This window comes from Catellatospora sp. IY07-71, from assembly GCF_018326265.1.
In the GTDB taxonomy this organism is placed as follows: Bacteria; Actinomycetota; Actinomycetes; order Mycobacteriales; family Micromonosporaceae; genus Catellatospora.
In genome coordinates this window covers 2,862,474-2,885,213 of the sequence record NZ_AP023360.1, presented here as the reverse complement: position 1 = coordinate 2,885,213, position 22,740 = coordinate 2,862,474, and the positions used below count along the sequence as shown (strand labels likewise).

General features: G+C 72.8%; 28 protein-coding genes. 17 read left to right on the top strand and 11 right to left on the bottom strand.

Features of this window, described 5'->3' with window-relative positions; all coding sequences use genetic code 11:
* The first annotated feature begins 67 nt into the window (after positions 1 to 67).
* From CS0771_RS13080 to CS0771_RS13060, 5 genes are all read left to right on the top strand, one after another.
* Positions 68 to 1,558: a SigE family RNA polymerase sigma factor gene (locus CS0771_RS13080; RefSeq protein ID WP_212841214.1), complete on the top strand. Its 1,491-nt coding sequence runs from the start codon at positions 68 to 70 to the stop codon at positions 1,556 to 1,558.
* 94 nt (positions 1,559 to 1,652) lie between these two features.
* The gene (locus CS0771_RS13075; RefSeq protein ID WP_212841213.1) at positions 1,653 to 3,092 is read left to right on the top strand and encodes a SigE family RNA polymerase sigma factor; all 1,440 of its coding nucleotides are present in this window, start codon (positions 1,653 to 1,655) and stop codon (positions 3,090 to 3,092) included.
* 37 nt (positions 3,093 to 3,129) lie between these two features.
* Positions 3,130 to 3,336, top strand: coding sequence for a hypothetical protein (locus CS0771_RS13070; protein ID WP_212841212.1), 207 nt, complete (start codon positions 3,130 to 3,132; stop codon positions 3,334 to 3,336).
* Between the two features lie 10 nt (positions 3,337 to 3,346).
* Positions 3,347 to 3,775 (top strand): hypothetical protein, encoded by a 429-nt coding sequence (locus CS0771_RS13065; protein ID WP_212841211.1) that lies wholly within the window; start codon positions 3,347 to 3,349, stop codon positions 3,773 to 3,775.
* Positions 3,776 to 3,905: 130 nt separating this feature from the next.
* Entirely contained in the window at positions 3,906 to 4,679 is a 774-nt protein-coding gene (locus tag CS0771_RS13060; RefSeq protein ID WP_212841210.1) for a trans-aconitate 2-methyltransferase, read from the top strand.
* Positions 4,680 to 4,682: 3 nt separating this feature from the next.
* On the opposite strand, the gene CS0771_RS13055 is transcribed toward CS0771_RS13060, so the two are convergent.
* The 4 genes from CS0771_RS13055 to CS0771_RS13040 form a co-directional block, all read right to left on the bottom strand.
* The gene (locus CS0771_RS13055) at positions 4,683 to 4,946 is read right to left on the bottom strand and encodes a hypothetical protein (protein WP_212841209.1); all 264 of its coding nucleotides are present in this window, start codon (positions 4,944 to 4,946) and stop codon (positions 4,683 to 4,685) included.
* 52 nt (positions 4,947 to 4,998) lie between these two features.
* Positions 4,999 to 5,271 carry a hypothetical protein gene (locus CS0771_RS13050; RefSeq protein ID WP_212841208.1) on the bottom strand — a complete coding sequence of 91 codons (273 nt, stop codon included), beginning with the start codon at positions 5,269 to 5,271 and terminating at the stop codon, positions 4,999 to 5,001.
* Between the two features lie 49 nt (positions 5,272 to 5,320).
* A complete protein-coding gene (locus CS0771_RS13045; RefSeq protein WP_212841207.1) occupies positions 5,321 to 5,893 on the bottom strand; it encodes a dihydrofolate reductase family protein in 573 nt (190 codons plus the stop codon).
* Between the two features lie 98 nt (positions 5,894 to 5,991).
* The gene (locus tag CS0771_RS13040; protein ID WP_203757468.1) at positions 5,992 to 6,198 is read right to left on the bottom strand and encodes a hypothetical protein; all 207 of its coding nucleotides are present in this window, start codon (positions 6,196 to 6,198) and stop codon (positions 5,992 to 5,994) included.
* Between the two features lie 166 nt (positions 6,199 to 6,364).
* Between CS0771_RS13040 and CS0771_RS13035 the strand changes: the two genes are divergently transcribed.
* Positions 6,365 to 6,715, top strand: coding sequence for a YciI family protein (locus tag CS0771_RS13035; RefSeq protein WP_212841206.1), 351 nt, complete (start codon positions 6,365 to 6,367; stop codon positions 6,713 to 6,715).
* Positions 6,716 to 7,924, top strand: coding sequence for an RNA polymerase sigma factor (locus CS0771_RS13030; RefSeq protein WP_212841205.1), 1,209 nt, complete (start codon positions 6,716 to 6,718; stop codon positions 7,922 to 7,924).
* Between the two features lie 272 nt (positions 7,925 to 8,196).
* Here CS0771_RS13030 and CS0771_RS13025 read toward each other — a convergent pair whose 3' ends face one another.
* On the bottom strand, positions 8,197 to 8,397 hold the full coding sequence (locus CS0771_RS13025; RefSeq protein ID WP_212841204.1) for a hypothetical protein: 201 nt from the start codon (positions 8,395 to 8,397) through the stop codon (positions 8,197 to 8,199).
* 190 nt (positions 8,398 to 8,587) lie between these two features.
* On the opposite strand from CS0771_RS13025, the gene CS0771_RS13020 reads away from it, so the two are divergent.
* Positions 8,588 to 9,682: a helix-turn-helix domain-containing protein gene (locus CS0771_RS13020; RefSeq protein WP_212841203.1), complete on the top strand. Its 1,095-nt coding sequence runs from the start codon at positions 8,588 to 8,590 to the stop codon at positions 9,680 to 9,682.
* 138 nt (positions 9,683 to 9,820) lie between these two features.
* On the top strand, positions 9,821 to 10,366 hold the full coding sequence (locus tag CS0771_RS13015; RefSeq protein ID WP_244870762.1) for a GNAT family N-acetyltransferase: 546 nt from the start codon (positions 9,821 to 9,823) through the stop codon (positions 10,364 to 10,366).
* 73 nt (positions 10,367 to 10,439) lie between these two features.
* On the opposite strand, the gene CS0771_RS13010 is transcribed toward CS0771_RS13015, so the two are convergent.
* Positions 10,440 to 10,961 carry a hypothetical protein gene (locus CS0771_RS13010; RefSeq protein WP_212841202.1) on the bottom strand — a complete coding sequence of 174 codons (522 nt, stop codon included), beginning with the start codon at positions 10,959 to 10,961 and terminating at the stop codon, positions 10,440 to 10,442.
* 91 nt (positions 10,962 to 11,052) lie between these two features.
* On the bottom strand, positions 11,053 to 12,273 hold the full coding sequence (locus CS0771_RS13005) for a cytochrome P450 (RefSeq protein ID WP_244870761.1): 1,221 nt from the start codon (positions 12,271 to 12,273) through the stop codon (positions 11,053 to 11,055).
* Positions 12,274 to 12,341: 68 nt separating this feature from the next.
* Between CS0771_RS13005 and CS0771_RS13000 the strand changes: the two genes are divergently transcribed.
* The 5 genes from CS0771_RS13000 to CS0771_RS12980 are packed head-to-tail and all read left to right on the top strand — an operon-like array spanning position 12,342 to position 17,800.
* Complete coding sequence (locus tag CS0771_RS13000) at positions 12,342 to 13,343, top strand: 3-oxoacyl-ACP synthase III family protein (RefSeq protein WP_212841201.1); 1,002 nt, start codon at positions 12,342 to 12,344, stop codon at positions 13,341 to 13,343.
* Positions 13,343 to 14,092 carry a glycosyltransferase family 2 protein gene (locus CS0771_RS12995; RefSeq protein ID WP_212841200.1) on the top strand — a complete coding sequence of 250 codons (750 nt, stop codon included), beginning with the start codon at positions 13,343 to 13,345 and terminating at the stop codon, positions 14,090 to 14,092. Before CS0771_RS13000 ends, CS0771_RS12995 begins: the two co-directional genes overlap by 1 nt.
* The gene (locus CS0771_RS12990; RefSeq protein WP_212841199.1) at positions 14,089 to 15,240 is read left to right on the top strand and encodes a cytochrome P450; all 1,152 of its coding nucleotides are present in this window, start codon (positions 14,089 to 14,091) and stop codon (positions 15,238 to 15,240) included. The genes CS0771_RS12995 and CS0771_RS12990 overlap by 4 nt, the downstream gene beginning before the upstream one ends.
* Positions 15,237 to 16,871, top strand: a complete 1,635-nt coding sequence (locus CS0771_RS12985; protein WP_212841198.1) for a class I adenylate-forming enzyme family protein — start codon at positions 15,237 to 15,239, stop codon at positions 16,869 to 16,871. The genes CS0771_RS12990 and CS0771_RS12985 overlap by 4 nt, the downstream gene beginning before the upstream one ends.
* The gene (locus CS0771_RS12980) at positions 16,868 to 17,800 is read left to right on the top strand and encodes an NAD(P)-dependent oxidoreductase (RefSeq protein ID WP_212841197.1); all 933 of its coding nucleotides are present in this window, start codon (positions 16,868 to 16,870) and stop codon (positions 17,798 to 17,800) included. The genes CS0771_RS12985 and CS0771_RS12980 overlap by 4 nt, the downstream gene beginning before the upstream one ends.
* Before the next feature lie 25 nt (positions 17,801 to 17,825).
* Here CS0771_RS12980 and CS0771_RS12975 read toward each other — a convergent pair whose 3' ends face one another.
* A complete protein-coding gene (locus tag CS0771_RS12975) occupies positions 17,826 to 18,479 on the bottom strand; it encodes an MBL fold metallo-hydrolase (RefSeq protein WP_212841196.1) in 654 nt (217 codons plus the stop codon).
* A 47-nt stretch (positions 18,480 to 18,526) separates the two neighbouring features.
* On the opposite strand from CS0771_RS12975, the gene CS0771_RS12970 reads away from it, so the two are divergent.
* Positions 18,527 to 19,021 carry an isoprenylcysteine carboxylmethyltransferase family protein gene (locus CS0771_RS12970; RefSeq protein WP_212841195.1) on the top strand — a complete coding sequence of 165 codons (495 nt, stop codon included), beginning with the start codon at positions 18,527 to 18,529 and terminating at the stop codon, positions 19,019 to 19,021.
* Between the two features lie 85 nt (positions 19,022 to 19,106).
* Here CS0771_RS12970 and CS0771_RS12965 read toward each other — a convergent pair whose 3' ends face one another.
* Positions 19,107 to 19,769: a GntR family transcriptional regulator gene (locus tag CS0771_RS12965; protein ID WP_212841194.1), complete on the bottom strand. Its 663-nt coding sequence runs from the start codon at positions 19,767 to 19,769 to the stop codon at positions 19,107 to 19,109.
* Positions 19,770 to 20,138: 369 nt separating this feature from the next.
* On the opposite strand from CS0771_RS12965, the gene CS0771_RS12960 reads away from it, so the two are divergent.
* The gene (locus tag CS0771_RS12960) at positions 20,139 to 21,194 is read left to right on the top strand and encodes a 3-deoxy-7-phosphoheptulonate synthase (protein ID WP_212841193.1); all 1,056 of its coding nucleotides are present in this window, start codon (positions 20,139 to 20,141) and stop codon (positions 21,192 to 21,194) included.
* 203 nt (positions 21,195 to 21,397) lie between these two features.
* Positions 21,398 to 21,766 (top strand): VOC family protein, encoded by a 369-nt coding sequence (locus tag CS0771_RS12955; RefSeq protein ID WP_212841192.1) that lies wholly within the window; start codon positions 21,398 to 21,400, stop codon positions 21,764 to 21,766.
* Positions 21,767 to 21,793: 27 nt separating this feature from the next.
* On the opposite strand, the gene CS0771_RS12950 is transcribed toward CS0771_RS12955, so the two are convergent.
* Together CS0771_RS12950 and CS0771_RS12945 are read right to left on the bottom strand one after the other, a co-directional pair.
* On the bottom strand, positions 21,794 to 22,042 hold the full coding sequence (locus CS0771_RS12950) for an SCO4848 family membrane protein (protein WP_212841191.1): 249 nt from the start codon (positions 22,040 to 22,042) through the stop codon (positions 21,794 to 21,796).
* 76 nt (positions 22,043 to 22,118) lie between these two features.
* On the bottom strand, positions 22,119 to 22,736 hold the full coding sequence (locus tag CS0771_RS12945) for a TetR/AcrR family transcriptional regulator (protein ID WP_212841190.1): 618 nt from the start codon (positions 22,734 to 22,736) through the stop codon (positions 22,119 to 22,121).
* Between the last annotated feature and the right edge of the window lie 4 nt (positions 22,737 to 22,740).

Below are 22,740 nucleotides of genomic sequence, written 5' to 3'. Positions count from 1 at the left end.
ACGGTTCAACCTCGGACAGCTTCCGGTGCGTAACTGCTGTGGACCAGCGAGACCCGGAGGTACGGCAATGGCCGAGGCGGCCACGTTCGACGAGTTCGTCACGACGCGCGCGCGGCATCTGCTGCGCGTCGCGTACCTGCTCACGGGGGACCACGCCCTGGCCGAGGACCTGCTGCAGACGACCCTGGTGAAGTGCTGGTCGGCCTGGCGGCGCATCGACGGCGACCCGGAGCCGTACGTGCTCAGGGTGCTGGCCAACACGTTCAAGTCCTGGTGGCGGCGGCGCTGGACCGGCGAGCGGCCGACCGAGATCCTGCCCGAGCAGGCCGGACCCGTGCCGCAGGCGGACGTCGACGAGCGCGACCGGGTCTGGCGGGCGCTGTCCCGGCTCCCCCGGCAGCAGCGCCTCGTGCTGGTGCTGCGCTACTTCGAGGACCTCAGCGAGGCCGACATCGCGCGGACGCTCGACATATCCGCCGGATCGGTGAAGACCCACGCGTCCAAAGGACTGGCGAAGCTGCGGCTGGACCCCAGCCTGCAAGCGCTGCCCCTGCCGTCCGGCGATGAGGCGCCCGTCGGCAACGAGCGCCTGGTCGCGGTGCGCGGGCGCATCGAGCGGCGGCGCCGGCGGCGCACGGCGATCACCGTCGCTGCCGCCTGCCTGGCCGCGATCGCGCTGGTCGCCGCGTATGCCCTGCTGCCGCAGGTGCGCGCGAAGACCCTGCCGGAGCCCGCGTTCCGGCTCCAGCTTCCGACGTATGCGCAGACCAGCACCATGCCGTTCGACGTCGACTACTACCGGCTGGGGCCGTCTGCGCAGTACGGCTACGCCGAAGGTCTGGACCGGGCACTGGTCTGGACGCCGGGTGAGCGGCCGGAGGCGCTGTTCGTGACCTGCCGCTTTCCCGGGTCGCTGAACGTCGCGGTGTACGCCCGGGTCAACGGCCGGGAGGCGTGGTCGGGCGCGTGCGTGGACGAGCCGATCGCCTTGAAGAGCTTTTTCGGCGTACTGGACCCGGCGCGGCTGGGCCTTGTCCCCGGCAAGCCGGCCGAGGTGAGCCTGAAGTTGCAGACGGAAGAGCCGCTGCCGGTTGGCACGGTGGCCGTGTCGATCGGCGAACTGATCTCATTCGAGGAGTTTCCACTGGTCACTCCGTCTACGCAGCCGACTCCGCTCAATCGCGTGCTGAAGTCCGTCGATCCCGCGAAGATCACCAGGATCGACGCCGGTGGTCCGCCCAGCGTCACCGTGGTCTGGCGCGGGTCGCTGATCCTGCATGCCCGGTCGCAGACGCCCGGACGGCTGCGGATCTCCGTGGACGGCGTGGCGATACACACGCTCGACTTCGGCACCCTGCCGTGGACCGTTCAAAGCAACGACGGCAGCGTCACCCCGCCCTGGGGAACCGCACCCATCTCCGCGTCCCTGCAGGCCGGGCGGAACCGCATCAGCGGCGGCCGCTGGGACCCGGTCCCGGGGTCGCTGGTCACGATCTCGGTGGAGGCCGAGCGGATGACCGGCGACTGGTTCGTGGCCTTCTACCCCTCGAAGGAGTAGGTCCCGCCGATTTCACCGCGACGGGCCACAACCGATGCTGTACCCCAGCGAGTAGCTGTTGCTGAACGGCACCGATGGGGAGGGCGCGCGAGGCATGGCCGGCACGGCGGAGTTCGACGAGTTCGTCATGGCGCGATCGCGGCACCTGCTGCGCATCGCGTACCTGCTCACCGGCGACCACGCCCTGGCCGAGGACCTGCTGCAGACCGCGCTGGTGAAGTCGTGGTCGGCGTGGCGGCGCATCCACGGCGACCCGGAGCCGTACGTGCGGCAGGTGCTGGTCAACACGTACCGCTCCTGGTGGCGGCGGCGCTGGAACGGCGAGCGCCCCACCGACGTGCTGCCCGAGCAGCCGATGGCCGCCCCGCAGTCGGCAGTGGACGAACGCGACGAGGTGTGGCGGGCGCTGGGGCGGCTGTCCCGGCAGCAGCGGGTGGTGCTGGTGCTGCGCTACTTCGAGGACCTGACCGAGGCCGAGATCGCGCAGGCGCTGGGCATCTCCCCCGGCTCGGTGAAGAGCTACGCGGCCAAGGGTCTGGCCCGGCTGCGGGTCGACCCGGATCTGCAGGCGCTGCCGCTGCCGGGCGAGGACGCCCCGGCGGGCAACGAGCGGCTGGTGGCGGTGCGGGAGCGGGTGGCGCAGCAGCGCCGGGCCAAGCTCGCGTCGGTCGCCGCGGCCTGCGCGGTGGTGCTGGCGGGCATCGCCGGGTACGCCATCGGCCCCGGCCGGGGCCCGGACCAGTTCGCCGGGGTGCCCGACTTCCACCAGGGTTACCGGATCGTGGAGCGCGAGTCGGCGAGCTTCGCCGCCGGGCAGAGCGGGTTCACGATGACTCCGTCCACGCTGGACCTGGCGTTCTTCCCGGCGTGCACGCATTCCGGCTACGCGCTGCCGCTGATCATCAATGTGTGGATCAACGGGAGGTCGCTGGGCACCGCCGAGTGCGACACCCGGGGGCTGTCCTTCGACGCCCGGCTGCAACCGGCCCCGGACACGCTGCGCGACGCCGGGGTGGAGATCGGCAAGCCGATGGCGGTCACGTACTCGCTGGACGTGGGCTACGTCTACGGGGGCTCCCAGTCGGCGTCCTCGCCCACGCCGGGTCCGGCCCCGGCCGACGGGGTGCTCGCGGTGCTGGTCGGTGAGGCGGTGCCGTTCGGCGAGGTGCCGCTGCCGGAACGCCCGGCCACGCTGGCGCCGCTGTCGCGGCCGGCCGCGGCGCTGCCCGGCAGCGTGCTGATCACGGCGGACGGTCCGCGTACGGGCACCTATGACTGGCAGCGCGGCGGGGTCCGGATCATGGCCGCCGCGCAGACGCCGGGCGTGCTGCGGGTCCTGATCAACGGCGTGCCGGTCGACGTCAAGACCTGGTGGGACTACGAGCAGGCGGTATGGCAGTCGGTCTTCGAGCCGGCCTCCGACGACGCGCAGCGGCGCGGGCTCAGCCTGTCCTACCCGGACGAGCTGACCATCTCGGTCGAGGCCGAGCACATGACCGGCGACTGGTTCGTGGCGGTGATGCCGGCGAACTGATCCCGTCCGCGGCGCATGTCGGCCCTAGGTCCGGAAGGTGCTGTTGAACGCGTACAACTCCTGGTGGCGACGCGGCCTGCGGCTGCCCGCCGGTGACGACGTGCCCGCCGGCACCGCGCGGCTGGCCGCGGTGCGGGACCGGATCGCGCGGCGCCGCCGCAACCGGCTGGCCGCGCTGGCCGCGGTCGGCGCCGTGATGCTGGCCGCGCTCGCCGGGTACGTCGCCGCGCAGTGGCCGCGCTAGGGTCGGCACCGTGGACGATCAGGCGGAGTGGCGTGCGCGGCGCGATCAGGCGGTCGCGCAGCACGCGCTGGCCGAGCAGCGGCAGCGGGCGGCGGAGACGGAGCGGGCCAGGGAGCTGGTGCGCCGGTTCGCCGCCGAGGCGGGCGCGCGCGGCCTGCGCACCACCGCGCTGACCGCGTTCGCGTACGACGGCGGCGGGCGCTACCGCACCGGCCTGCGCGGCTGGTATCTGCAGCGCGCCCGCACGCTGGCGGTGACCCCCGACGGCACGTTCTACGTGCTCGGGGTGCCCGCCTCGCTGCGGGCGCGGCTGACCGGCGCGCAGGTGCCGCCCGCCGACCCGCCGCTGATCGTGGGCCGGGGCGCCCGCGACGGCGAGTCGATGCCGCTGGAGCAGCTGCTGCGGCAGCGCCTGAAAGCGGGCGACGACTGGGCCTGAGTGTCAGGAAGGGCACCTTCTACTACGTAGAACGAGCCGAGCCGCTGCTCGTCTCGCTGACGCGAGCCGACGAAGGTGCCCTTCCTTGCTCGGGTGGAGGAGTGGGGCGGATGGCACTACGCTCTCGCCAATGAGTGAAGCGCGCGCCCAGGGCCTGATGTTCGGTGAGATCGCCGAGGAGTTCGACCGCATCCGGCCGGGGTATCCGGAGGGGCTCGTCGACGACGTGCTCGCGTACACCGGGATCGGCGTGCAGGCGCTGGAGGTCGGCGCGGGGACGGGCAAGGCGACCACCGCGTTCGCCGCGCGCGGGCTGCAGATCACCGCGGTCGAGCCGGACCCGAAGATGGCCGCGCTGCTGACCGAGCGCCTGGCCGGGCAGCCGTCGGTGCGGGTGGTCGTCTCGCTGTGGGAGGACTACACCCCCGACCTGGCGTTCGACCTGCTGTTCTGCGCGCAGGCGTGGCAGTGGACCGACGGCTCGCAGCGCTGGTCGCGGGCCGCCGCGGCGCTGGCCCCGGGCGGCACCCTGGCGCTGTTCTGGAACTTCGACCGCGTCGCCGACGACGGCCTGCGCGCGCTGGTCCGCGAGGTGCACGCCGGGTACGCGCCGCACGCCATGATCGACGAGGAGCCCGCCGACGGCGCCGACCTGTCGCAGTACTGGCCGGGCCCGGACCTGGCCGCGCTGCCCGAGTTCGGCGAGCTGGCCGAGCACCTCTACACCTGGGAGCGCACGCTGTCGGCGGACGACTACGTGTCCTACCTGTCGACGCAGCCGACCTACCGGATCCTGCCGGAGGCGACGCGCGAGGCGCTGTTCACGGCGCTGCTGCAGCGGCTGCCGGAGAAGGTGACGCTGGCCGTGGAGACGCTGCTCTACCTGGGGCGGCGCACCGCCTGACGGCTACTCGACGGGCCGGCGCAGGGAGTAGGTGACGGCGAACAGGCGATACGGCTCGGTGTGCAGGAACACGGCGCCCCGGTCGTACGCCTGCCAGCCCGCCTGCCCGGCCCGGTTGAGGTGGCGCAGGTCGTCGAAGCGCTCGTCGGTGCCCCAGCGCTCCGGCCCGTCGTCGTCGTGGAACACCGCGTCCCAGTCCATGAAGCGGTCGGCGCCCAGGGTGCCTGCCGATCGGTACTCCAGCCGCGCGTACTCCCACTGCGTCATGCGGCCATTGTGCCGCAGCGCTCGTCAGGCTGTCCAAACGCGACCGGGCTGATCAGCCCAGCTCCATGCCGACGAGGAGGAACACCGCCAGCCCCGTCGCCAGGCCGATGCCCATCGCCAGCGGCAGCCCGGCGCCGAAGAACGCCGCGGTGAACGTGGCCAGCCCGCCCGGGATCACGAAGAACGCCACGGCCTGCACCGGCTTGCGCCTGGCGTACGACAGCGCGGCCCGGCCCACGAAGCGCAGCAAGATGACCGCGAACGCGAGCAGGGCCACGGCGGCCAGCCCGAGCACCACCCAGAGCACGACCTCACCGGACGACATGCAGCCGAAGGTAGCCGCGATCGCGCCGCCGGGCCAGTGACGGCCGTACCTATTTCACGACGCGGAACCGCGCATGGGTGACCTGCGCGGACTGGTGCGTGCCGAGCTGCTCCAGCTCGATGTGGTCCGTGCCGAGGTGCTCGAACAGCCGTCGGCCCGCGCCCAGCAGCACCGGCGCGATCTGCAGGTGGATCTCGTCGAGCAGGCCCGCCCGGAGCAGCTGCTGCGTCACGTCGGCGCCCATCACGGTGACGGCGCCCTCCCCGGCGGCGGCGCGGGCCTGCGCCAGCGCGTCGTCGAGCCCGGTGGTGACGAAGGTGAACGTGCCCTCCTTCTCGGCCCGGTCCGGCTCAGGCCGGTGGGTGAGCACGAAGCAGGGCACCGGATAGGGCGTGCCGCCCCACTGGCCGATGCCGACGTCGAAGGTGCGCCGGCCCAGCAGCACCGCCGTGGTCAGCGCGAACTGCTGCCGCGCGGCCGCCTTGTCGGCCTCGTCGGCGTCGTCGAACAGCCAGCGGTGCAGGCGTTCGCCGCCGACGCCCATCGGCTGCTCGACGCTGACGTCCGGCCCGGCCATGAAGCCGTCCAGCGACATCGTCACGTGCACGTTCACCTGCGCCATGAACCACCTCCGCAGCATCGTCCCGAAGGACGCATGCTGCCACGGACGGCCGACAGGCTCGCGTCACGAGCGTCGGTCGGTGCGCGGTGGCGAAACGGTCAGCGGCGGCAGATCGGGTAGGCGCTGCCGTCGACCGCGCGGGTGCGCCCGTCGGGCGACTGCACGTAGAACGTGCTGCCCTCGACCCAGTGCCGCTGACCGGGCCGGACCATGACGGTCTCGGACAGCTCGATGGCGTAGTCACCGACGGTGAGCATGCTGACCAGCATCAGCCGATCCGCTATGACGGGCTCGGTGGTGGGCACGGAAGACTCCGGGGGGTGAGGGGACGCTCACGCTACCGCGACGTACCCGTCCCGGGGAAGAGGGTCGATCGATGCGTGGCAAAAGCCACCGCGTGGTGTCGATCCGGACGGCCCGCGTTCGTATAGAGGGTGAGAGGACATCCGCTCGCCCACCCGAGGAGGCGTCATGAAGCAGTACCTGCTGAGCATCTACCAGCCCGACGGCGGTCCGCCGCCGCCCGAGGTCCTCGACCCGGTGATGCGCGCGCTGGCCGAGCTGAACGCCGAGCTGGAGGCGGCCGGCGCGCTGGTGCGCACCGCGGGCCTGCTGCCGCCCGAGACGGCCACCGTGGTCCGCGCGGACGGGGACGGCATCCTGCTCACCGACGGCCCGTTCACCGAGGGCAAGGAGCACGTCGGCGGCTTCTGGATCATCAACGCGCCGGACCTGGACGCGGCGCTGGACTGGGCGGGCAAGGCGGCCCGGGCCACCACGCTGCCCATCGAGGTGCGGCCCATGCACCCCGGCGGGAGCTGAGTGCCCGGCGAGCTGGAGCGGATCTACCGCGCGGAGTACGGCCGCGCGGTGGCGGTGCTGGTGCGCGCCTTCGGCGACCTCGACCTGGCCGAGGAGGCGGTGCAGGACGCGTTCGCCGAGGCGGCCCGGCGCTGGCCGGAGGCCGGGATGCCGCCCAGCCCGGCCGGCTGGATCATCACCACCGCCCGCAACCGGGCCGTGGACCGGCTGCGCCGGGAGGCGTCCCGCGACGGCCGGCACGCCCAGGCGGCGCTGCTGCACGCCCGTGACGAGCCCGCCGAGGAGGGGCCCGTGCCCGACGACCGGCTCCGGCTGATCTTCACCTGCTGCCACCCGGCGCTCGCCCCCGCCGCGCGCGTCGCGCTGACGTTGCGGCTGCTCGGCGGCCTGAGCACGGCCGAGATCGCACGCGCGTTCCTGGTGCCCGAGGCCACCATGGCACAGCGGCTGGTCCGCGCCAAGAACAAGATCAAGGGCGCGGGCATCCCGTACCGGGTGCCGCGCGACGCCGACCTCCCCGACCGGCTGCGGTCGGTGCTCGCCGTCCTCTACCTGATCTTCAATGAGGGGTACGCGGCGAGCAGCGGCCCCGACCTGGTCCGGGCCGACCTGTGCGCGGAGGCGATCCGGCTGGCCCGGCTGCTGGCCGAGCTGATGCCCGACGAACCCGAAGCGCTCGGGCTGCTCGCGCTGATGCTGCTCACCGACGCCCGGCGGCCCGCCCGCACCACCGCCGCCGGGGAGCTCGTGCCGCTGCCCGAGCAGGACCGCTCCCGCTGGGACCGCGCCCTGATCGCCGAGGGGCTGACGCTGGCGCGCAACGCGGTGCGCCGCGGCGGCACCGGCCCGTACGTGCTGCAGGCCGCGATCAGCGCCCAGCACGCCGGGGCACCGTCCACGGCGGACACGGACTGGCCGCGCATCGTCGCGCTCTACGACCGGCTGCTGGCGCTGACGCCCGGCCCGGTCGTGGCGCTGCACCGCGCCGTCGCCGTGGCCGAGACGGCCGGTCCGGGCCCGGCACTCGCCCTGCTGGACGGGCTGGACCTGGACCGCGACCACCTCTACCACGCGGTGCGCGCGGACCTGCTGCACCGGCTCGGCCGCGACGCCGAGGCGGCGCGCGCGTACGACGCCGCCATCGCCCGCACCGCCAACGAGGCCGAGCGGAACTTCCTGCGCCGACGCCGCGCAGCGCTCACCGGCTGAGCTTCAGGGGTGGGGTGGGGTGGGGCGGCGGGGTGCGATCCGCCGCCCCGTCTACCGGACGGCGTCCGGGAGTCTTCTCATGCGCCGGGGCAGTTTTCCCAGTCGGCGGAACGCAGCATGCGCCAGCTCACGCGAGCGGCATGGAGCAGGCTCGCCGCAACTGAGGCACCGACCCGTGTAAGGCACGGAAACCAGGTGCTGGTCGATCAGCAACTGTGCCTCCTCGGCCGAGTCCGGCAGTCGGACCGCACCACGCGCTGCCGTCGCAACGCTCACGTGTCAGCCCTTCCGGTGCGCTCGACGGTCGCGCGCGCCCGATCCGCCCATTGGCGAGCGGTGCACGGGTGCGGCGTCCAGATGCCGAACTCGTCCCAGCACCAGGCGCAACGACCGTCCTCGGCGACGACGTGTATCGCCGCGAGGCTTTCGGCTGCCGTGATCGCCGAGCCGAGGCCGATGACGCGGACAGCCATGTCAGTGACCATCGTTGATCCCCTCCCCCATGCGGGTTAGCCTGCTGAGTGGCACGAGCCGGAAGGACTTCGCATGCGCTCCCGGCCCGCGCCTGTACCCAGCGTGTAGCAGCGGCTACGCGCATAACAGGTGTTGTCAGTTGCTCTCGGATGACTGACAACATTCCGGTTTACATCGATGGGGACGGGCATGGGCGATACGACATTCGGCTCCGAACTGCGCCGGCGGCGGCTGGCCCGAGGGCTGTCGTTACGGCAGCTCAGCGAGCTTGCGCACGTGGACTTCACACATCTTTCGAGAGCTGAGAACGGCCGGCGGCGACCCACCGAACTGCTCGCGGCGGCTGTCGACATCGCACTCGAAGCCGACGGCGAACTGATCGCCATCGCCCACGTTCAGCGCGCAGCCACGGCGGCCACGGCAGTAACCTCGGACCCTGTGAGGCGCAGGGAATTTGTAGCCACTGGCGTTGCCGCAGCGGTCGCCAGCCTCAGCGGTATGCGGGACTGCACGATACGTGTCGGCAGAGTCGGCGGTTCCGACGTAGAACCGCTTGACCGCGCGGTCGCTCGCCTGCGAGCGCTCGGCCATCAACACGGCGGGGCCAACCTGTGGCAAGCCGCTTCGGGAGTCGCCCGAGAGGGTTACCACCTACTTGAACAGGGCACCTACACGGATGAGGTCGAAGCGGCGCTGCTGGCCGCCATCGGCCGTGCTCAGATGTGCGCCGGATGGCTCGCCTTCGACGGCGGAAATCATGACGCGGCTCGGTCCTGCTACAACGAGGCCCTGTCGCTCGCACGTCAGACGACGGACCCCAGCATTGAGGTGCACGCCCTGGTCAATCTGGCCTTTCAGAGCACTTTTCTGGGGATGCCGCGCCAGGCGGTTCGCTATGCGGAGGCCGCCGAGCGCATCGCGTTCGGGAAGATGGCCATCGTCCCCCAGATTCGCCGGGCTACCGCCTACGCCTCGTCCGGGGAGCGCGCCGAGTCGCGCAGCGCCATGTCCCGGGCACGCACGATGCTGGACCATGCAGGCGATGACGAGCACGGCTACTGGTGTTCCTTCATCAGCCCTGAGGAACTCGACGGCATCGAGGGCACCGCGGCGATGCGGCTCGGCGACATGCGCCGTGCCGAGACCCTGCTCACGGGCAGTAGCGGCACACGGCGACGCCTTCGCGCGGAACAGGGCCCTGTATCGCGCACGGCTTGCGAAGGTTCGTCTCCATCTCGGGGAGGTCGACGAGGCGGCTCAGAGCGCGAACGACGCGTTGGATGACTTGAGTGGCGAAGTCGTCAGCCACGTCGTCAACGTCGAACTGGCCTCCGCAGCGGGTGACCTTGCGCTGCACCGCACCAGATCACCCGTCGAGCGCTTCCTCACTCGCTACTCCGCCCAACGATGATCGGGGAAGCTGTGCCTGTTCTGGAGACAACGGCGCTCGGCGCCGCAGAGATGCATGCCCACCGCGAGGACCTGCTGGATGTCTACCGCGACGCCTACGCCGACAAGATCGGAAGCCCGTTCTTCACCGAGGATCGCCACTGGGAGCGGCTCTTGGCCTACGGGCAACGCGAGGGATTCGCCCTCACGATGGGTCACCTGGACGGCGTCGGACTGGTCGGATACGCGCTCGGCTACCCGCTGCCCGAAGGGTCACGCTGGTGGGGCGGGCTGCTGACCGACGTCGCGCCGGAACTGGTCGCCGAGGACGGCCACCGGACCTTCGCGCTCACCTACATCATGGTTCGCCACGCGTGGCGGCGACACGGCTTCGCGCGATCGCTACACGACAGGCTCATGCAGACGCGGCCGGAGGAGCGGGCAACGCTTCTCGTACAACCGCAGAACGTCGCGGCCGTCACCGCCTATCGGTCATGGGGCTGGTACAAGATCGGGGATCTGAAGCCGTTCGCCGATGCGCCCACCTACGACGCCATGCTCCTCGACCTGAAGCAGTAGCCACACCTGGCACCGGCTCGCACATGCGGTGTACGGCCGCCAGGTCTTCCTGGCAGCCGTACACCCGGTCAGCTCAGGCCTTGCAGAGGCCGAGGACCGCGCTGCCGCCGAGCACACCCGTGAGGATCTTCCCGGCCGACTTGGCGGCCTTGCCGTCGTAGTCGGTGCCGGCCGCCTTGAGGTCGGCGAGCCAGCCGTTCACCTTGGCGACGTCGGCCTTCGCCGCCTTGCCGAGGGTGTCGTCGGTGGTGCCGTCGACGATGGCGGCGAGGGCGTCGCGGTAGTCCGTCAGCGCCTTCTTCAGCTCGGCGAGCGCGGCCTTCTTGCCCGCGTCGCCGCCCTGGTAGACGCCCTTGACGAGGCCGTCGTAGGCGCCCGACACGGTGAACACCTCGAGGACCTGCGTCTTGAGGCCGTCGCAGACGACCTGGTACTTGGAGCCGGTCGGGGACGGGCTCGGGGCGGGGGCGGCCGAGGTCGCAGCGGCGGCCGCGCTGGGCGTCGCCTGGGCCTCGGTGGTGTCGGCCGGGGTGCCGCACGCGGCGGCGGCGAAGAGGACGGCGGTGAGGGCGAGGGGCAGGGTGAAGCGGCGCATGGCTTGGGGACTCCGGTCTCTCGAGACAGCAGTCCGCAGCCTGACGCATGATCACGCGCCGCGTCGGCCCGAATGGATCAACTTTCGATCATTAATGGTCGGCCGAGCGGACGAGCAGCGAGGCGTACGTCGGCACCAGCACCCGCCGCGCGGGCCGCCGCGACACGACCTGCCACGGCCGGCCGTCGGCGAGCAGCGTCTCCAGCAGCCGGGTGAGCTGCACCCGGGCCACCGCCGCGCCCAGGCACAGGTGCCGGCCCGCACCGAACCACAGCTGGCGGGTCTCCGGCACGTACTCGCGGGTCACGTCGAACGGCCCGGCCGCGTTGTCGGCGACGTACGTCAGCATCATCACCCGCCCGTCCTTGCGCAGCGTCCGCCCGCCCACCTCGGCGTCGGCGGCGATGTGCCGCCCGATGACCGGTGCGGGGGTGGTCACCCGCAGCCCCTCGCGCACCGCGCCGGGCAGCAGCGACCGGTCGGCGAGCAGCGCGTGCTGCTGTCCGGTGTCGTGCAGCAGGGCGACGGTGCGGGTCAGCGACGACGCGCCGGTCTCGGTGCCCGCGATGGCGAGCAGCGTGGCCAGGCCCCGGGCCAGCTCCTCGCTGATGCCGACGCCCCGGCACCGGCCCAGGATCGTGTCCGGCCCACCGGTGCGGTAGGCCTCCGCCACCCCGCCGGTGATCTCGGTGACCAGGCCCTTCGCCCGCTCGATCGTCTCGGCGGGCAGCGCGGTCGAGGTCTGGGTGCCCAGCGCGAGCGCCGCCAGCCGCTCGGCGGAGTCGAACAGCGCCCGCGCCGCCGCGTCGTCGGCCAGCTCGATGCCGAGCAGGTCGGCGACGGTGTACGCGGACGTGGTCCGCACCAGCTCGGCCAGGTCCACGGTCTCCCCCGCGGCCAGCCGCGCCCGCAGCCGGGCGTGGTGCGGCCCCTGCGCCCGGTCCACCAGCGCCCGTGCGCTGTCCTCGGTGAACAGGTCGCGGCCCAGCGTACGCAGCTCGGCATGCCGGGAGCCGCCGAAGAACGCGGCCATCTCCGGCCCGAACAGCTGCCCCCACAGGTCGCCGACGCCGCCCTCGCCGAGCATGCTGAAGTGCTTGGCGTCGTTGAGGATGCGCCGGGACAGCACCGGATCGGTGACCACCCAGCCGACCTTCGGCAGCCGCCGGATGGGTCCGGTCAGCCGCCCGATGCTGAGCAGCGCGAACAGGGCCGGGTTGCCCGCGCGCAGTAGCCTCGCCTCGTGCCGGCGCGCGACGCGCCGACCTCGTGCCGGACGGGGGATTACTGCCGAGGGGTGAGCAGGATTCACCCCCGCACCGTAGCGGGTAGGCGGTAGGGCAAGCTGAACGCCGCCGACGACCTGGGGGGACGACAACGATGAGAGCCCGTATCGCCGGGGTCGCCGCGTACCTGCCGCCCGGCCGCGTGGACAGCGCCGCGGTGGAGCAGCGGATCGTGGCGGGCAGCGACGGCTTCCGGCCGCTGCCGAACATCGTGGAGCGGCTGACCGGCATCCGGCACCGCCACTACGCCGACGACGACGTGCAGGCCTCCGACCTGGCCGTCGCGGCCGCGGAGAAGCTGCTGGCCGACCGGGGCCTGTCAGCGCGCGACGTGGATCTGATCGTGTTCGGCTCGGCCTCGCAGGACCTGATCGAGCCCGCGACCGCGCACATCGTGGCGGCGAAGCTCGGCGCGTCCTGCCCGGTGTTCGACGTGAAGAACGCCTGCAACAGCTTCCTCAACGGGGTCCAGCTGGCCGAGGCGCTGATCACCACCGGCCAGCACCGGCGGGTGCTGGTCTGCACCGGCGAGGTGCCCTCCCGCGCGGTGCGCTGGCAGGTGCGTGACCGGGCCCAGTTCGCCGACGCGTTCGCCGGGTACACCCTGTCCGACGGCGGCGCGGCGATGCTGCTGGAGGCAGCGGAGACCGGCGGCATCCTGCACCGGCGCTTCGCCGCCGATTCCACCGCCTGGGAGCTGGGCACGCTGCCCGCCGGTGGCACGATGCGCCCGCGCGACCCCGACGCCACCTACTTCAGCGGCGACGCGCGCCGGATGCGCGACGCGTTCCTGCGCGCCGGGCCGGGCATGTTCCTCGCGATGCTGTCCGATGTGGGCCTGTCCTGGGCGGACTTCGCGGTGGTGTGCGTACACCAGGTGACGCTGCCCTACCTGGAGACGCTGCGGGAGGGGCTGGGCATCCCGGCCGACCGGCTGGTGGTCACCCTGCCCGAGCACGGCAACCTGGCCAGCGTGACGCTGCCGTTGCAGCTGGCCACGGCCATCCAGGACGGGCGGTGCGGGCCGGGTGACCGGGTCGCGCTGATCGGGCTGGCCGGCGGGGTCAGTGTCGGCGTCATGTTCGCGGAGCTGTGATGGGGCACCCGCTCTGGGTCGTGATCCCGGCGTACAACGAGCAGGCGTCGCTCGGGGCGACCCTGCGCCGCCTCGCCGAGCAGGACGATCGCGCGTTCACGCTGGTCGTGGTCGACAACGCGAGCACCGACGGCACCGCCGAGACGGCCCGCGCGCACGCCGCGGACCTGGACCTGCACCTGATCAGCGAGCCGGAGAAGGGCACCGGCTGCGCGGCCGACACCGGCATGCGATACGCCATCGCGCACGGCGCGACGCTGCTGGCCCGCACCGACGCCGACTGCCTGCCCGTGCCCGGCTGGACGGCGGCGGTGCGGCGCGGGTTCGGCGACGGGCTGCGCATGCTCAGCGGGCCGCTGCGGCCGCGCACGGACGAGTTCCCGCTGCGCTGGTGGGAGCGGCGGCTGCTGCCCTCGGTGGTGTCGCTGGCGGCGACCTTCGGCCGGTTCCGGCCCGGCAACCGCGACGCGGCGTACGTCGGGCCGTACCTGATGATGCCCGGCTGCAACATGGCGATCACGGCGGAACTGTACGAGGCGGCGGGCGGTTTCCCGCGCACCCGGATCGAGGACGTGCACGAGGACCGGGCGCTGGTGAACCGGGTGCGCCGGATCACCGGCGAGTTCGGCCTGCGCCGGGACATGGTGGTGTACGGCTCGGTGCGCCGGCTGCGCGCGTACGGGCTGGTCGGCACGCTGGCCTGGTACGCCGACCACCGCTACACCCCGGACCGGGTGGACATCCGTTGACCCCGGAGGTCTGGGAACGGCGCCTCTACCGGCGCGCGCACCCGCTGGCGTACCCGCTGCTGCGGCTGCTCGCCCGGCGCGGGCCGATCGTGCGGGTGCCCGGCCTGGGCGTGGTCGTCAACGACGCGACGCTGGCCCGGGAGGTGCTGCTCGACGGGGACACGTTCCGCAAGGACGGGCCCGGCGCGTCCGGCGACCTGTGGACCCCGATCCTCGGCCCGTCGGTGCTGCTCAACATGGAGGGCCCGGCGCACCGGGCACTGCGCGGGCGGCTGACCGAGCTGTTCACCCCGGCGTACACCGCGCGCCTGTGCGCGGACGTGCTGACCGGGCCGCTGGACGCGCTCGCCGCCCGGCTGCGCGCGGGTGAGCCGGTGGACCTGGTCGACACGATGCGGGTGCTGGCCGGGGCGGTGATCTGTGCGGTGATCGGGCTCGACGCGGACGGCGAGGCCGCCCACCGGCACATGTTCCACCAGGGCGAGCGCATCGTGGCGATGGTCAGCCTGCGTACCCGCACGCTGTCCCCCGCGCAGGTGCGGCGGGCCCGGGAGGTGCTCGACCCGATCGGCGACATCGCGGCGCGCGCCTACCGCTCCGGGGACGAGAGCACGGTGATGGGCCGGATGCGCACGCTCGGGCTGTCCGAAGCCGAGGCCCGGGGCGCGGCCGGGGCGTTCTTCCTCACCGGCACCGAGACCGTGGCCACGCTCGTGCCCCGGCTGATCGCGCTGCTGCACGACGCCGGGCAGCTGGACCGGGTGGCAGCCGACCCGGACCTGCTGGACCCGGCGATCGACGAGGCGATGCGGGTCAGCACGCCGACCCCGGTCATGCTGCGCAGCGTGCACGCCCCGGCCGTGGTCGGCGGGCTGCGGGTGCGGCCCGGCGAGCGGGTGCTGCTCGCCACGCACAACTGCTGCCTGGCGTACGGGCCGTTCGACCTGGACCGGCCGCAGCCGCCGGAGCTGCGGCGGCTCTGGTTCGGCGCGGGCCCGCACTTCTGCATCGGGTACCCGCTGGCCATGGCCGAGATCCGCGCGGTGGCCCGCACGGTGCTGGCCGCCGCGCCACTGCGGATCGTCCGCCGCACCGCCGCGCGCGGGGTGCTGATCCCGACCTACCGGGAGCTGGTGGTGGTGCGATGAGCCTGGTCGAACTGGTGCTGGCGCAGGCCGCGCGGACCCCGGACGCGACCGCCCTGATCGCGGGTGACGGCACCCGGCTGAGCTACGGCGAGCTGCGCCGCCGGGTGCTGGCGGTACGCGACGGGCTGCGCGCGGCCGGTCTCGCGCCCGGGGACGGGGTGCTCTTCTCCGTCCGGCCCTCGCTGGACTCGCTGGTGCTGGCCGTCGCCGTGGTCGCCGCGGGCGGGCATGTGATCTTCGCCGACCCGGGCGCGGGGCCGGAGATGTTCAGCGCCCGCATGCGGCTGGCCCGCCCGCGCTGGTCCGCCGCCGAGTCCCTGCTCTACGCGGCCAGCCGCCTCGCGCCCGTGCGCGCCTACGCCCGCCGCCGCGGCCTGCTCCTGCCGAACCTGTCCAAGCTGGACGTGCAGCGGCACGTCTACACCGGACGCCGGCTGCCCGGTGTGCCCGGTGGCGCGCTCTCGCTGAGCGCTCTGCTGGCCTCCCCCGCCGACGATCCGGTCGCCGAGTGCCACCTGTCCGGGGGCAGTGCCTCCGGGAACGCCGCCGGCATCTCTTCCGCGCCTGACGCGCCCGGCCTGCTGCCCGAGCAGCGAACGGAAAGCCCCGACCACGGCGGGGACGTCCCGGCCGCCGTCATCTTCACCTCGGGCACCACGGCACATCCGCGCGCGGTGGTGCACACCGAGGCGTCGCTGACGGCGGCGCTGGAGCTGCTGCGCGCGCGGGTGCCGTTCGGGCCGGGGGACGTGGTGCACACCGACCAGCTCATGCTCGGGCTGCCCACGCTGATCTCGGGCGCGTGCTGGTCCTTGCCGCCGCTGGGCGCGACGCCGGCCGTGTTCCTCGACCAGCTGCGCGAACGCGGCGCGACCCACACCTACGCCGTGCCGGTGCAGCTCGCCGAGGTGCTGGACGTGGGCCCGCTGCCGGACAGCCTGCGGCACGTGCTGCTCGGGTCGGCTCCGGCCCCAGCGCCGCTGCTGCGCCGGGCGGTCGCGGCGGCGCCGCAGGCGCAGGTGCTGTCGGTGTACGCGATGACCGAGATCCTGCCCGTCGCGATCGCCACCGCCGCCGAGAAGCTCGCCCACACCGCGTCGGGCGCGCCCGGCGACCTGGTCGGCGTGCCGCTGCCCGGCGTCGCGGTCCGGCTCGGCGACGACGGCGAGCTGCTGCTCGCCGGGCCCAACCGCTGCTCCGGCTACCTCGGCGACCCGCCGCTGGACTGGCTGCCCACCGGTGACCTGGCCCGGCTCGACGAGCAGGGCCGCATCGTGCTGTCCGGCCGCAAGAAGGACATGCTCATCCGCGGCTCGTTCAACCTGTACCCGGGCCTCTACGAACCCGCCGTCACCGCCCTGCCCGGCGTCGCCGAGGCGGCTTTCATCGGGCTGCCCGACCCGGTGCACGGCGATGAGCGCGTCGTGCTCGCCGTCGTGCCCGACCCGTCGGCCGACCCGGCGTCGCTGCCCGCCCGCCTCCGCCGCGAGCTGTCCGACGTCATCGACCACGCCGCGCTGCCCGACGAGATCGTGCTGCTCCCCGCCCTCCCCCGCACCGGCCGCGCCCGCAAACTCGACCGCGCCGCCCTCCGCACCCTCCTCCAGGAGCAGCGCGAGGCTGGCCGGTGAGGGTGGCGGTGACCGGCGCGTCCGGCTTCGTGGGTGGCGAGGTGTGCCGGGAGCTGCGCCGGGTCGGGCACCAGGTGGTCGGCTTCGGCCGCAGGCCCGCGCCGCCCGGCCTGGACGGCGTGGACTACCGGCGCTGGGACCTGGCCGGCGGGCCGCTGCCCGAAGCACCCGAGGTGGACGCGGTGGTGCACTGCGCCGGGACGGTGTCCGACTGGGGACCGGCGCGCGAGTTCCACGCGGTCAACGTGGACGGCACCGCGCACGTGCTGGCCACGTTCCCGCAGGCGCGGTTCGTGCACGTCAGCACCGCCAGCGTGTACGACCCCCGGCGTCCCACCGTGCTGGCCGCCGAGGACGAGGCACCGGCCGGGCGCTACCTCAACGCGTACGGGGAGTCGAAGGCGCGGGCGGAGCGGCTGGTGCTGGCCGCGATGGCGCAGCGGCCCGCGATCATCCTGCGCCCGCACGCGATCTACGGCCCCGGCGACCCGACGCTGCTGCCCCGGGTGCTGTCGGCGGTGCGCGGCCGGTGGCTGCCGGCCGTCGGCGACGGGCGGCAGCGGGTCAGCCTGACCTCGGCCGCCAACCTCGCCCGCGCCTGCGTGCTGGCCGCGACCGGCCCGGTCGAGCGCGGCGTCTTCAACGTCACCGACGCCGCGCCGGTGTTGCTCGACGACGCGCTGCGGGCGGTGCTCGCCGCGCGGGGCATCGCCGCCCGGCCGGTGTACCTGCCGCTGCGCGCGGTGTGGCCGCTCGCCACCGCCGCCGAGCTGCTGTTCCGGCTGGTACGCAGCCCGCGCCCGCCCCGGCTGACCCGCTACGCGGCGAGCCACCTCGCGGTGGAGCGCACGCTCGACATCAGCGCGGCGCGCGAACGGCTCGGCTACGCCCCGGCCCCGACCTCGTTCGACGGTGCCGCGAGCTGGTGAGCGCGCGCCAGAGTGCTGAGCCCGCTCACCAGCCGCGGGCGCGCCACTCCGGCAGCGACGGGCGCTCGCGGCCCAGGGTGCTGTCCTTGCCGTGGCCGGGGTAGAACCAGGTGTCGTCGGGCAGCCGGTCGAAGATCTTCGTCTCGACGTCGCGCAGCAGCGAGGCGAACGCCTGCGGGTCGCCCCACGTGTTGCCCACGCCGCCGGGGAACAGTGAATCGCCCGTGAACAGGTGCGGATGCCCGTGCGGGTCGCGGTAGAGCAGCGCGATCGAGCCGGGTGTGTGCCCGACCAGGTGGATGACCTCCAGCTCGACCTGCCCGACGCGCACCGTCTGTCCCTCCTCGACGGTCTCGGCCTTCACCGGCAGCTCGCCCGCGTCGGCGGGGTGGGCGATCGCGGTCGCACCGGTCGCCGCGACCACTTCGGACAGTGCCTGCCAGTGGTCGCCGTGCCGGTGCGTGGTCACCACCGTGGCCAGGCCCGGGTCACCGGCCAGGGCCAGCAGCGTCGGCGCGTCGTTGGCCGCGTCGACGAGCAGCTGCTCGCCGGTGCCGTTGCAGCGCAGCAGGTAGGCGTTGTTGTCGTGGGGGCCGACCGAGACCTTGCTGATGGTCAGCTCGTCGAGTTCGCGTACGTCGGCGGATCCGCCGCGCGTCACGTCACCGGTATAGGACACGCCCGAAGCCTATCGCCGTGACCGGCTCTCGCGGGTGAGACTGGGGCGTGCGCAGATCGACGGCGGCGGCGGGCAGCGCCGCGTTCTTCCTGGCCGCGCCGTGCGTGGTCGCGGGCCTGGCGCCCTGGCTGATCACCGGATGGCGGACCGCCGCCCACTGGTGGCCGCCGGTACGCGCCCTCGGCGTGCTGCTGATCCTGGTCGGCACCGCCGTGGTGGTGAACGCGTTCGCGCGGTTCGTGACCGAGGGCGCCGGCACCCCCATGCCCGCCGCACCGCCGCAGCACCTGGTCGTCGGCGGCCTCTACCGCTACGTCCGCAACCCGATGTACGTCGCGATCCTGTCCGCGATCCTCGGCCAGGCGCTGCTGTTCGGCAGCCTGCCGCTGCTCGCCTACACCGCCTGCGTCTTCCTGGCGTTCGTGACGTTCGTCCACTTCTACGAAGAACCACACCTCCGCCGCCAGTTCGGCCCCGACTACGACGCCTACCGCCGCGAGGTCCCCGGCTGGCTCCCCCGCCTCCGCCCAAGATCGCGTTGATCTTGCGCGAAGTGTTGCCCCTTTGCCCGTTTAGTGCGTGTCGCACCCACAACCCACGCAAGATCGCCGCGCTAGAGGGGCCGGGTCAGAAGAGGCGGGTGAGGATCAGGTCGAGGGCGGTTTCGGCGTGGTGGCGGGAGAGGTCGGCGGCGCGGTCGGGGGCGCGGGTGTGGAGTGCCTCGACCAGGGCTTCGTGCTCGGACTGGGAGGCGGCGACCTCGTCGGGGCGGTAGTGCGCGGCGATCTGGTCGTTGAAGAAGTAGAGGTGGTTCTGCTCGATGACGCGGGCCAGGCGGGGGTTGTGCGCGGCCTCGACGATCATGTGGTGGAAGCGGTCGTTGAAGACCACGAAGTCGTCGTTGCTGCCGGTGCCGGTCCAGCTGGCGCAGTGTGCGGCGATGGCGGCCAACTCGGCGTCGGTGGCGCGCTGGGCGGCGAAGCGGGCCGCGAAGGACTCCAGCGCCATGCGTACCTCGTAGATGGCGACGATCTCGTCCCGGCCGTGCTGGCGCACGATCCAGCGGCGGCGGTGGGAGACGATCAGGCCGTCGGCGGCCAGGCGCTGCAGGCTCTCCCGGATGGGGGTACGGCTGACCTGTAGCTTCTCCGCGATGACCGCCTCGACCAGCGGTTCGTTCGGGCCGATCTTGCCGAGCACGATCTGCTCGCGCAGCCAGCGGTAGACGTTGTCGGACAGCGTGCGCGTGGCGTGCAGCGGTTCGGTGGGCAGTTCCTGTGCGGTCGGCACCTGCCGCCCCCCTCGTCACGCGGCCCGCTCCTCGGACCGCCCGGAATGGTCCACAGTATGCGTACCGGCGCGGACCGTGCCATGAGCGTCGCCACAGGCGCGGACATACCTGCCCGGGTGTCCGGTTCCGCCATACGGGAAGTTGGATGGACGGGCGCGGGATGGGGTAAGGTCGCTCTCGTGGTTCGCATGTATTGGCGCTTTACGCTGGCTCTGGGTGGAGCCGGCGGTTCGATGCGCTGACCGCGAGACCACCCAGAGCCAGCAGGGCGAAGACGTCACGTCTTCGCCCTTTGCCATGTCGAAGGACGGGCTGGCCTGGGACCTCATCAGGGCGGGGCCCGTCCCTGAGAACCGGGAGACGCTCCGATGACCCAGACCAACGACGTACACGTGCTCTCGTTCGAGCCGCTGCAGCCGCCGCGTGAGCTGCTGACCGAGCTGCCGCTCGGCGAGCATCGCGCCGCGCTGGTGCAACGATCGCGCCAGGAGGTGCGCGACGTGCTCACCGGCCGCGACGACCGCCTGCTCGTGGTGGTCGGCCCGTGCTCGGTGCACGACACCGAGGCGGCCATGGACTACGCCCGGCGGCTCGCCGACGCGGCCCGGCAGCACCAGCGCGAGCTGTGCGTCGTGATGCGCGTCTACTTCGAGAAGCCGCGCACCACGATCGGCTGGAAGGGCCTCATCAACGACCCGGGGCTGGACGGCACCTACGACGTGCACCGGGGCCTGCGTACCGCCCGCACGCTGCTGCTCGACATCCTCGATCTCGGCATGCCCGTCGGCTGCGAGTTCCTCGACCCGACCAGCCCGCAGTACATCGCCGACGCGGTGACCTGGGGTGCGATCGGCGCCCGCACCATCGAGAGCCAGGTGCACCGGCAGCTCGCCTCCGGCCTGTCCATGCCGGTCGGCTTCAAGAACACCACCGACGGCGGCATCCAGGGCGCCATCGACGCCTGTGAGGTGGGCCGCAACAGCCACGTCTTCTTCGGCGTGGACCCCGACGGCCGCGCCGCCGTGGTCACCACCACCGGCAACGAGGACTGCCACGTGATCCTGCGCGGCGGCCGCAGCGGCCCCAACTACGGCCCCGAGTCGGTCGCCGCGACGCTGGCCCTGACCGAGAAGGCGGGCCTCAAGCACCACCTGGTGATCGACGCCAGCCACGGCAACAGCGGCAAGAGCCACGAGCGCCAGGCCGTCGTCGCCGACGAGATCGCCGCGCAGATCGCCGAGGGCCAGCACGGCATCGGCGGCGTGATGCTGGAGAGCTTCATCGTGGCCGGCCGCCAGGACCTCGACTCCGGCGAGCCCCTCGTCTACGGCCAGTCCGTCACCGACGCCTGCATGAGCTGGCAGACCACCGAGCAGACCCTGGCCACCCTCGCCGCCGCCGTCACCGCCCGCCGCACCCACTGAAAGGAAGGGCACCTTCTTATCGTTTTCCGTGGTAGAAGGTGCCCTTCTTAACCCTGGGTGGCTGGGTGGGAAGCGTTGATCGCTGGTTCGTGTCAAAAGGTGTGGTCTGACGCAAGGTTTCGACACGAGACGGCGATCATCGCTTCCAGCGCAGCCCGGCGGGTCCGCCTCCAGCGCAGCCCGGCGGGTCTAGGGTGACGGGCATGCTCGATCACCTGTCGATCCAGGTCGCCGACGTCGCGGCCGCCGCGTACTTCTACGACACCGTGCTCGCCCCGCTCGGCGGCCGGCGGCTGCTGGAGTTCGGCGACGTCATCGGATACGGCACGGACCGGCCGGTGTTCTGGCTCGGTCCGGTCACGACGGATGGCGTCGCGCGCGAGGCGCACATCGCCTTCGTCGCGCAGGACCGGGCAGCCGTCCAGGCGTTCTTCGACGCCGCCGTGGCCGCCGACGCGGAGGTGCTGCACGCGCCCCGCCTGTGGCCGGAGTATCACGCCGACTACTTCGGCGCCTTCGTCCGCGACCGCGACGGCAACAACGTCGAAGCCGTCTGCCACCTGCCGGAGTAGGCCGCCGGCAGGCCGGCCCGGCGGGACCTAACGTGCGGCCCGGCTCGCCCGCCAGCCCTTGATCCCCAGCACGCCGACCGTGGTCCCGAGCGCCAGCGACGCGGCGATCAGCAGCGCATGCACCCACAGGAAGCTCGTCGGCGTGCCGTCGCCCACGACGCCCGCCGACCACGCCCGCGGGTCGTTCCAGATCGCGACGGCGAACCGGGGCCAGATCACCCAGGTCCACACGCCGACCAGCATCAGGAACACCGACCAGCCCCGCGACAGCACCATGACCGGTGAGTATGCCAGCCGCCCCGGCCTGTCCCCTGCGAGGCGTTAAGAAGGGCACCTTCTACTACGAATAGCGTTAAGAAGGTGCCCTTCCTTGCACTGCGGCGCGGCTGCGGACGATCGCGAGGACCGCGTTCTCGACCTGCTCGATCGGCTGTTCGGGGGTGAACACGAGCCAGTCCAGCGCGACGACGAGGCACACCCCGAACAGCGCCGACGCGGACAGCCGTACGTCGAGATCGGCGGCGAAGTCCCCGCTGTCCACGCCCTGCTGCAGCGTGCCCGCGATCACCGAGATCGCCTCCTCGCGCAGCAGGAGCAGGGTCTGCTGCCAGTCGCGGTGGGTACGCCACATCTCCGACAGCAGCAGCTGCGCGAAGGAGCGATAGCGCTGGATGAAGCCGAGCTCGGTCCGCACCAGCGCGGCGATCGCGTCGGCGGGCGCCCGGTCCGCCACGGCCGCCTGGAAGTCGGCGGTGAGCAGCCCCACGCCATACCGCAGCAGCTCCTCGAACAGCACGGTCTTGGACGCGAAGTTGTAGTACACCGTCCCCTTGGCGACCCCGGCCCGCTCGGCGATCTGATCCACCGTGGTGTCCGAGAACCCCTGCTCGGCGATGAGCGCCATGGTCGCCTCGAACAGCTTCTGCCTGGTCGCGTCCCGCCGCGCCGTCCGCCCGTCCACCCGCCCCATCCTG

Bases quoted from the DNA above. Each gene is read 5' to 3' on its own strand.
- CS0771_RS13080 (WP_212841214.1), top strand. From the start codon at position 68: ATGGCCGAGGCGGCCACGTTCGACGAGTTCGTCACGACGCGCGCGCGG.
- CS0771_RS13075 (WP_212841213.1), top strand. From the start codon at position 1,653: ATGGCCGGCACGGCGGAGTTCGACGAGTTCGTCATGGCGCGATCGCGG.
- CS0771_RS13060 (WP_212841210.1), top strand. From the start codon at position 3,906: ATGAGTGAAGCGCGCGCCCAGGGCCTGATGTTCGGTGAGATCGCCGAG.
- CS0771_RS13055 (WP_212841209.1), bottom strand. From the start codon at position 4,946: ATGACGCAGTGGGAGTACGCGCGGCTGGAGTACCGATCGGCAGGCACC.
- CS0771_RS13050 (WP_212841208.1), bottom strand. From the start codon at position 5,271: ATGTCGTCCGGTGAGGTCGTGCTCTGGGTGGTGCTCGGGCTGGCCGCC.
- CS0771_RS13045 (WP_212841207.1), bottom strand. From the start codon at position 5,893: ATGGCGCAGGTGAACGTGCACGTGACGATGTCGCTGGACGGCTTCATG.
- CS0771_RS13035 (WP_212841206.1), top strand. From the start codon at position 6,365: ATGAAGCAGTACCTGCTGAGCATCTACCAGCCCGACGGCGGTCCGCCG.
- CS0771_RS13025 (WP_212841204.1), bottom strand. From the start codon at position 8,397: ATGGCTGTCCGCGTCATCGGCCTCGGCTCGGCGATCACGGCAGCCGAA.
- CS0771_RS13020 (WP_212841203.1), top strand. From the start codon at position 8,588: ATGGGCGATACGACATTCGGCTCCGAACTGCGCCGGCGGCGGCTGGCC.
- CS0771_RS13010 (WP_212841202.1), bottom strand. From the start codon at position 10,961: ATGCGCCGCTTCACCCTGCCCCTCGCCCTCACCGCCGTCCTCTTCGCC.
- CS0771_RS13000 (WP_212841201.1), top strand. From the start codon at position 12,342: ATGAGAGCCCGTATCGCCGGGGTCGCCGCGTACCTGCCGCCCGGCCGC.
- CS0771_RS12995 (WP_212841200.1), top strand. From the start codon at position 13,343: ATGGGGCACCCGCTCTGGGTCGTGATCCCGGCGTACAACGAGCAGGCG.
- CS0771_RS12985 (WP_212841198.1), top strand. From the start codon at position 15,237: ATGAGCCTGGTCGAACTGGTGCTGGCGCAGGCCGCGCGGACCCCGGAC.
- CS0771_RS12960 (WP_212841193.1), top strand. From the start codon at position 20,139: ATGACCCAGACCAACGACGTACACGTGCTCTCGTTCGAGCCGCTGCAG.
- CS0771_RS12955 (WP_212841192.1), top strand. From the start codon at position 21,398: ATGCTCGATCACCTGTCGATCCAGGTCGCCGACGTCGCGGCCGCCGCG.
- CS0771_RS12950 (WP_212841191.1), bottom strand. From the start codon at position 22,042: ATGGTGCTGTCGCGGGGCTGGTCGGTGTTCCTGATGCTGGTCGGCGTG.
- CS0771_RS12945 (WP_212841190.1), bottom strand. From the start codon at position 22,736: ATGGGGCGGGTGGACGGGCGGACGGCGCGGCGGGACGCGACCAGGCAG.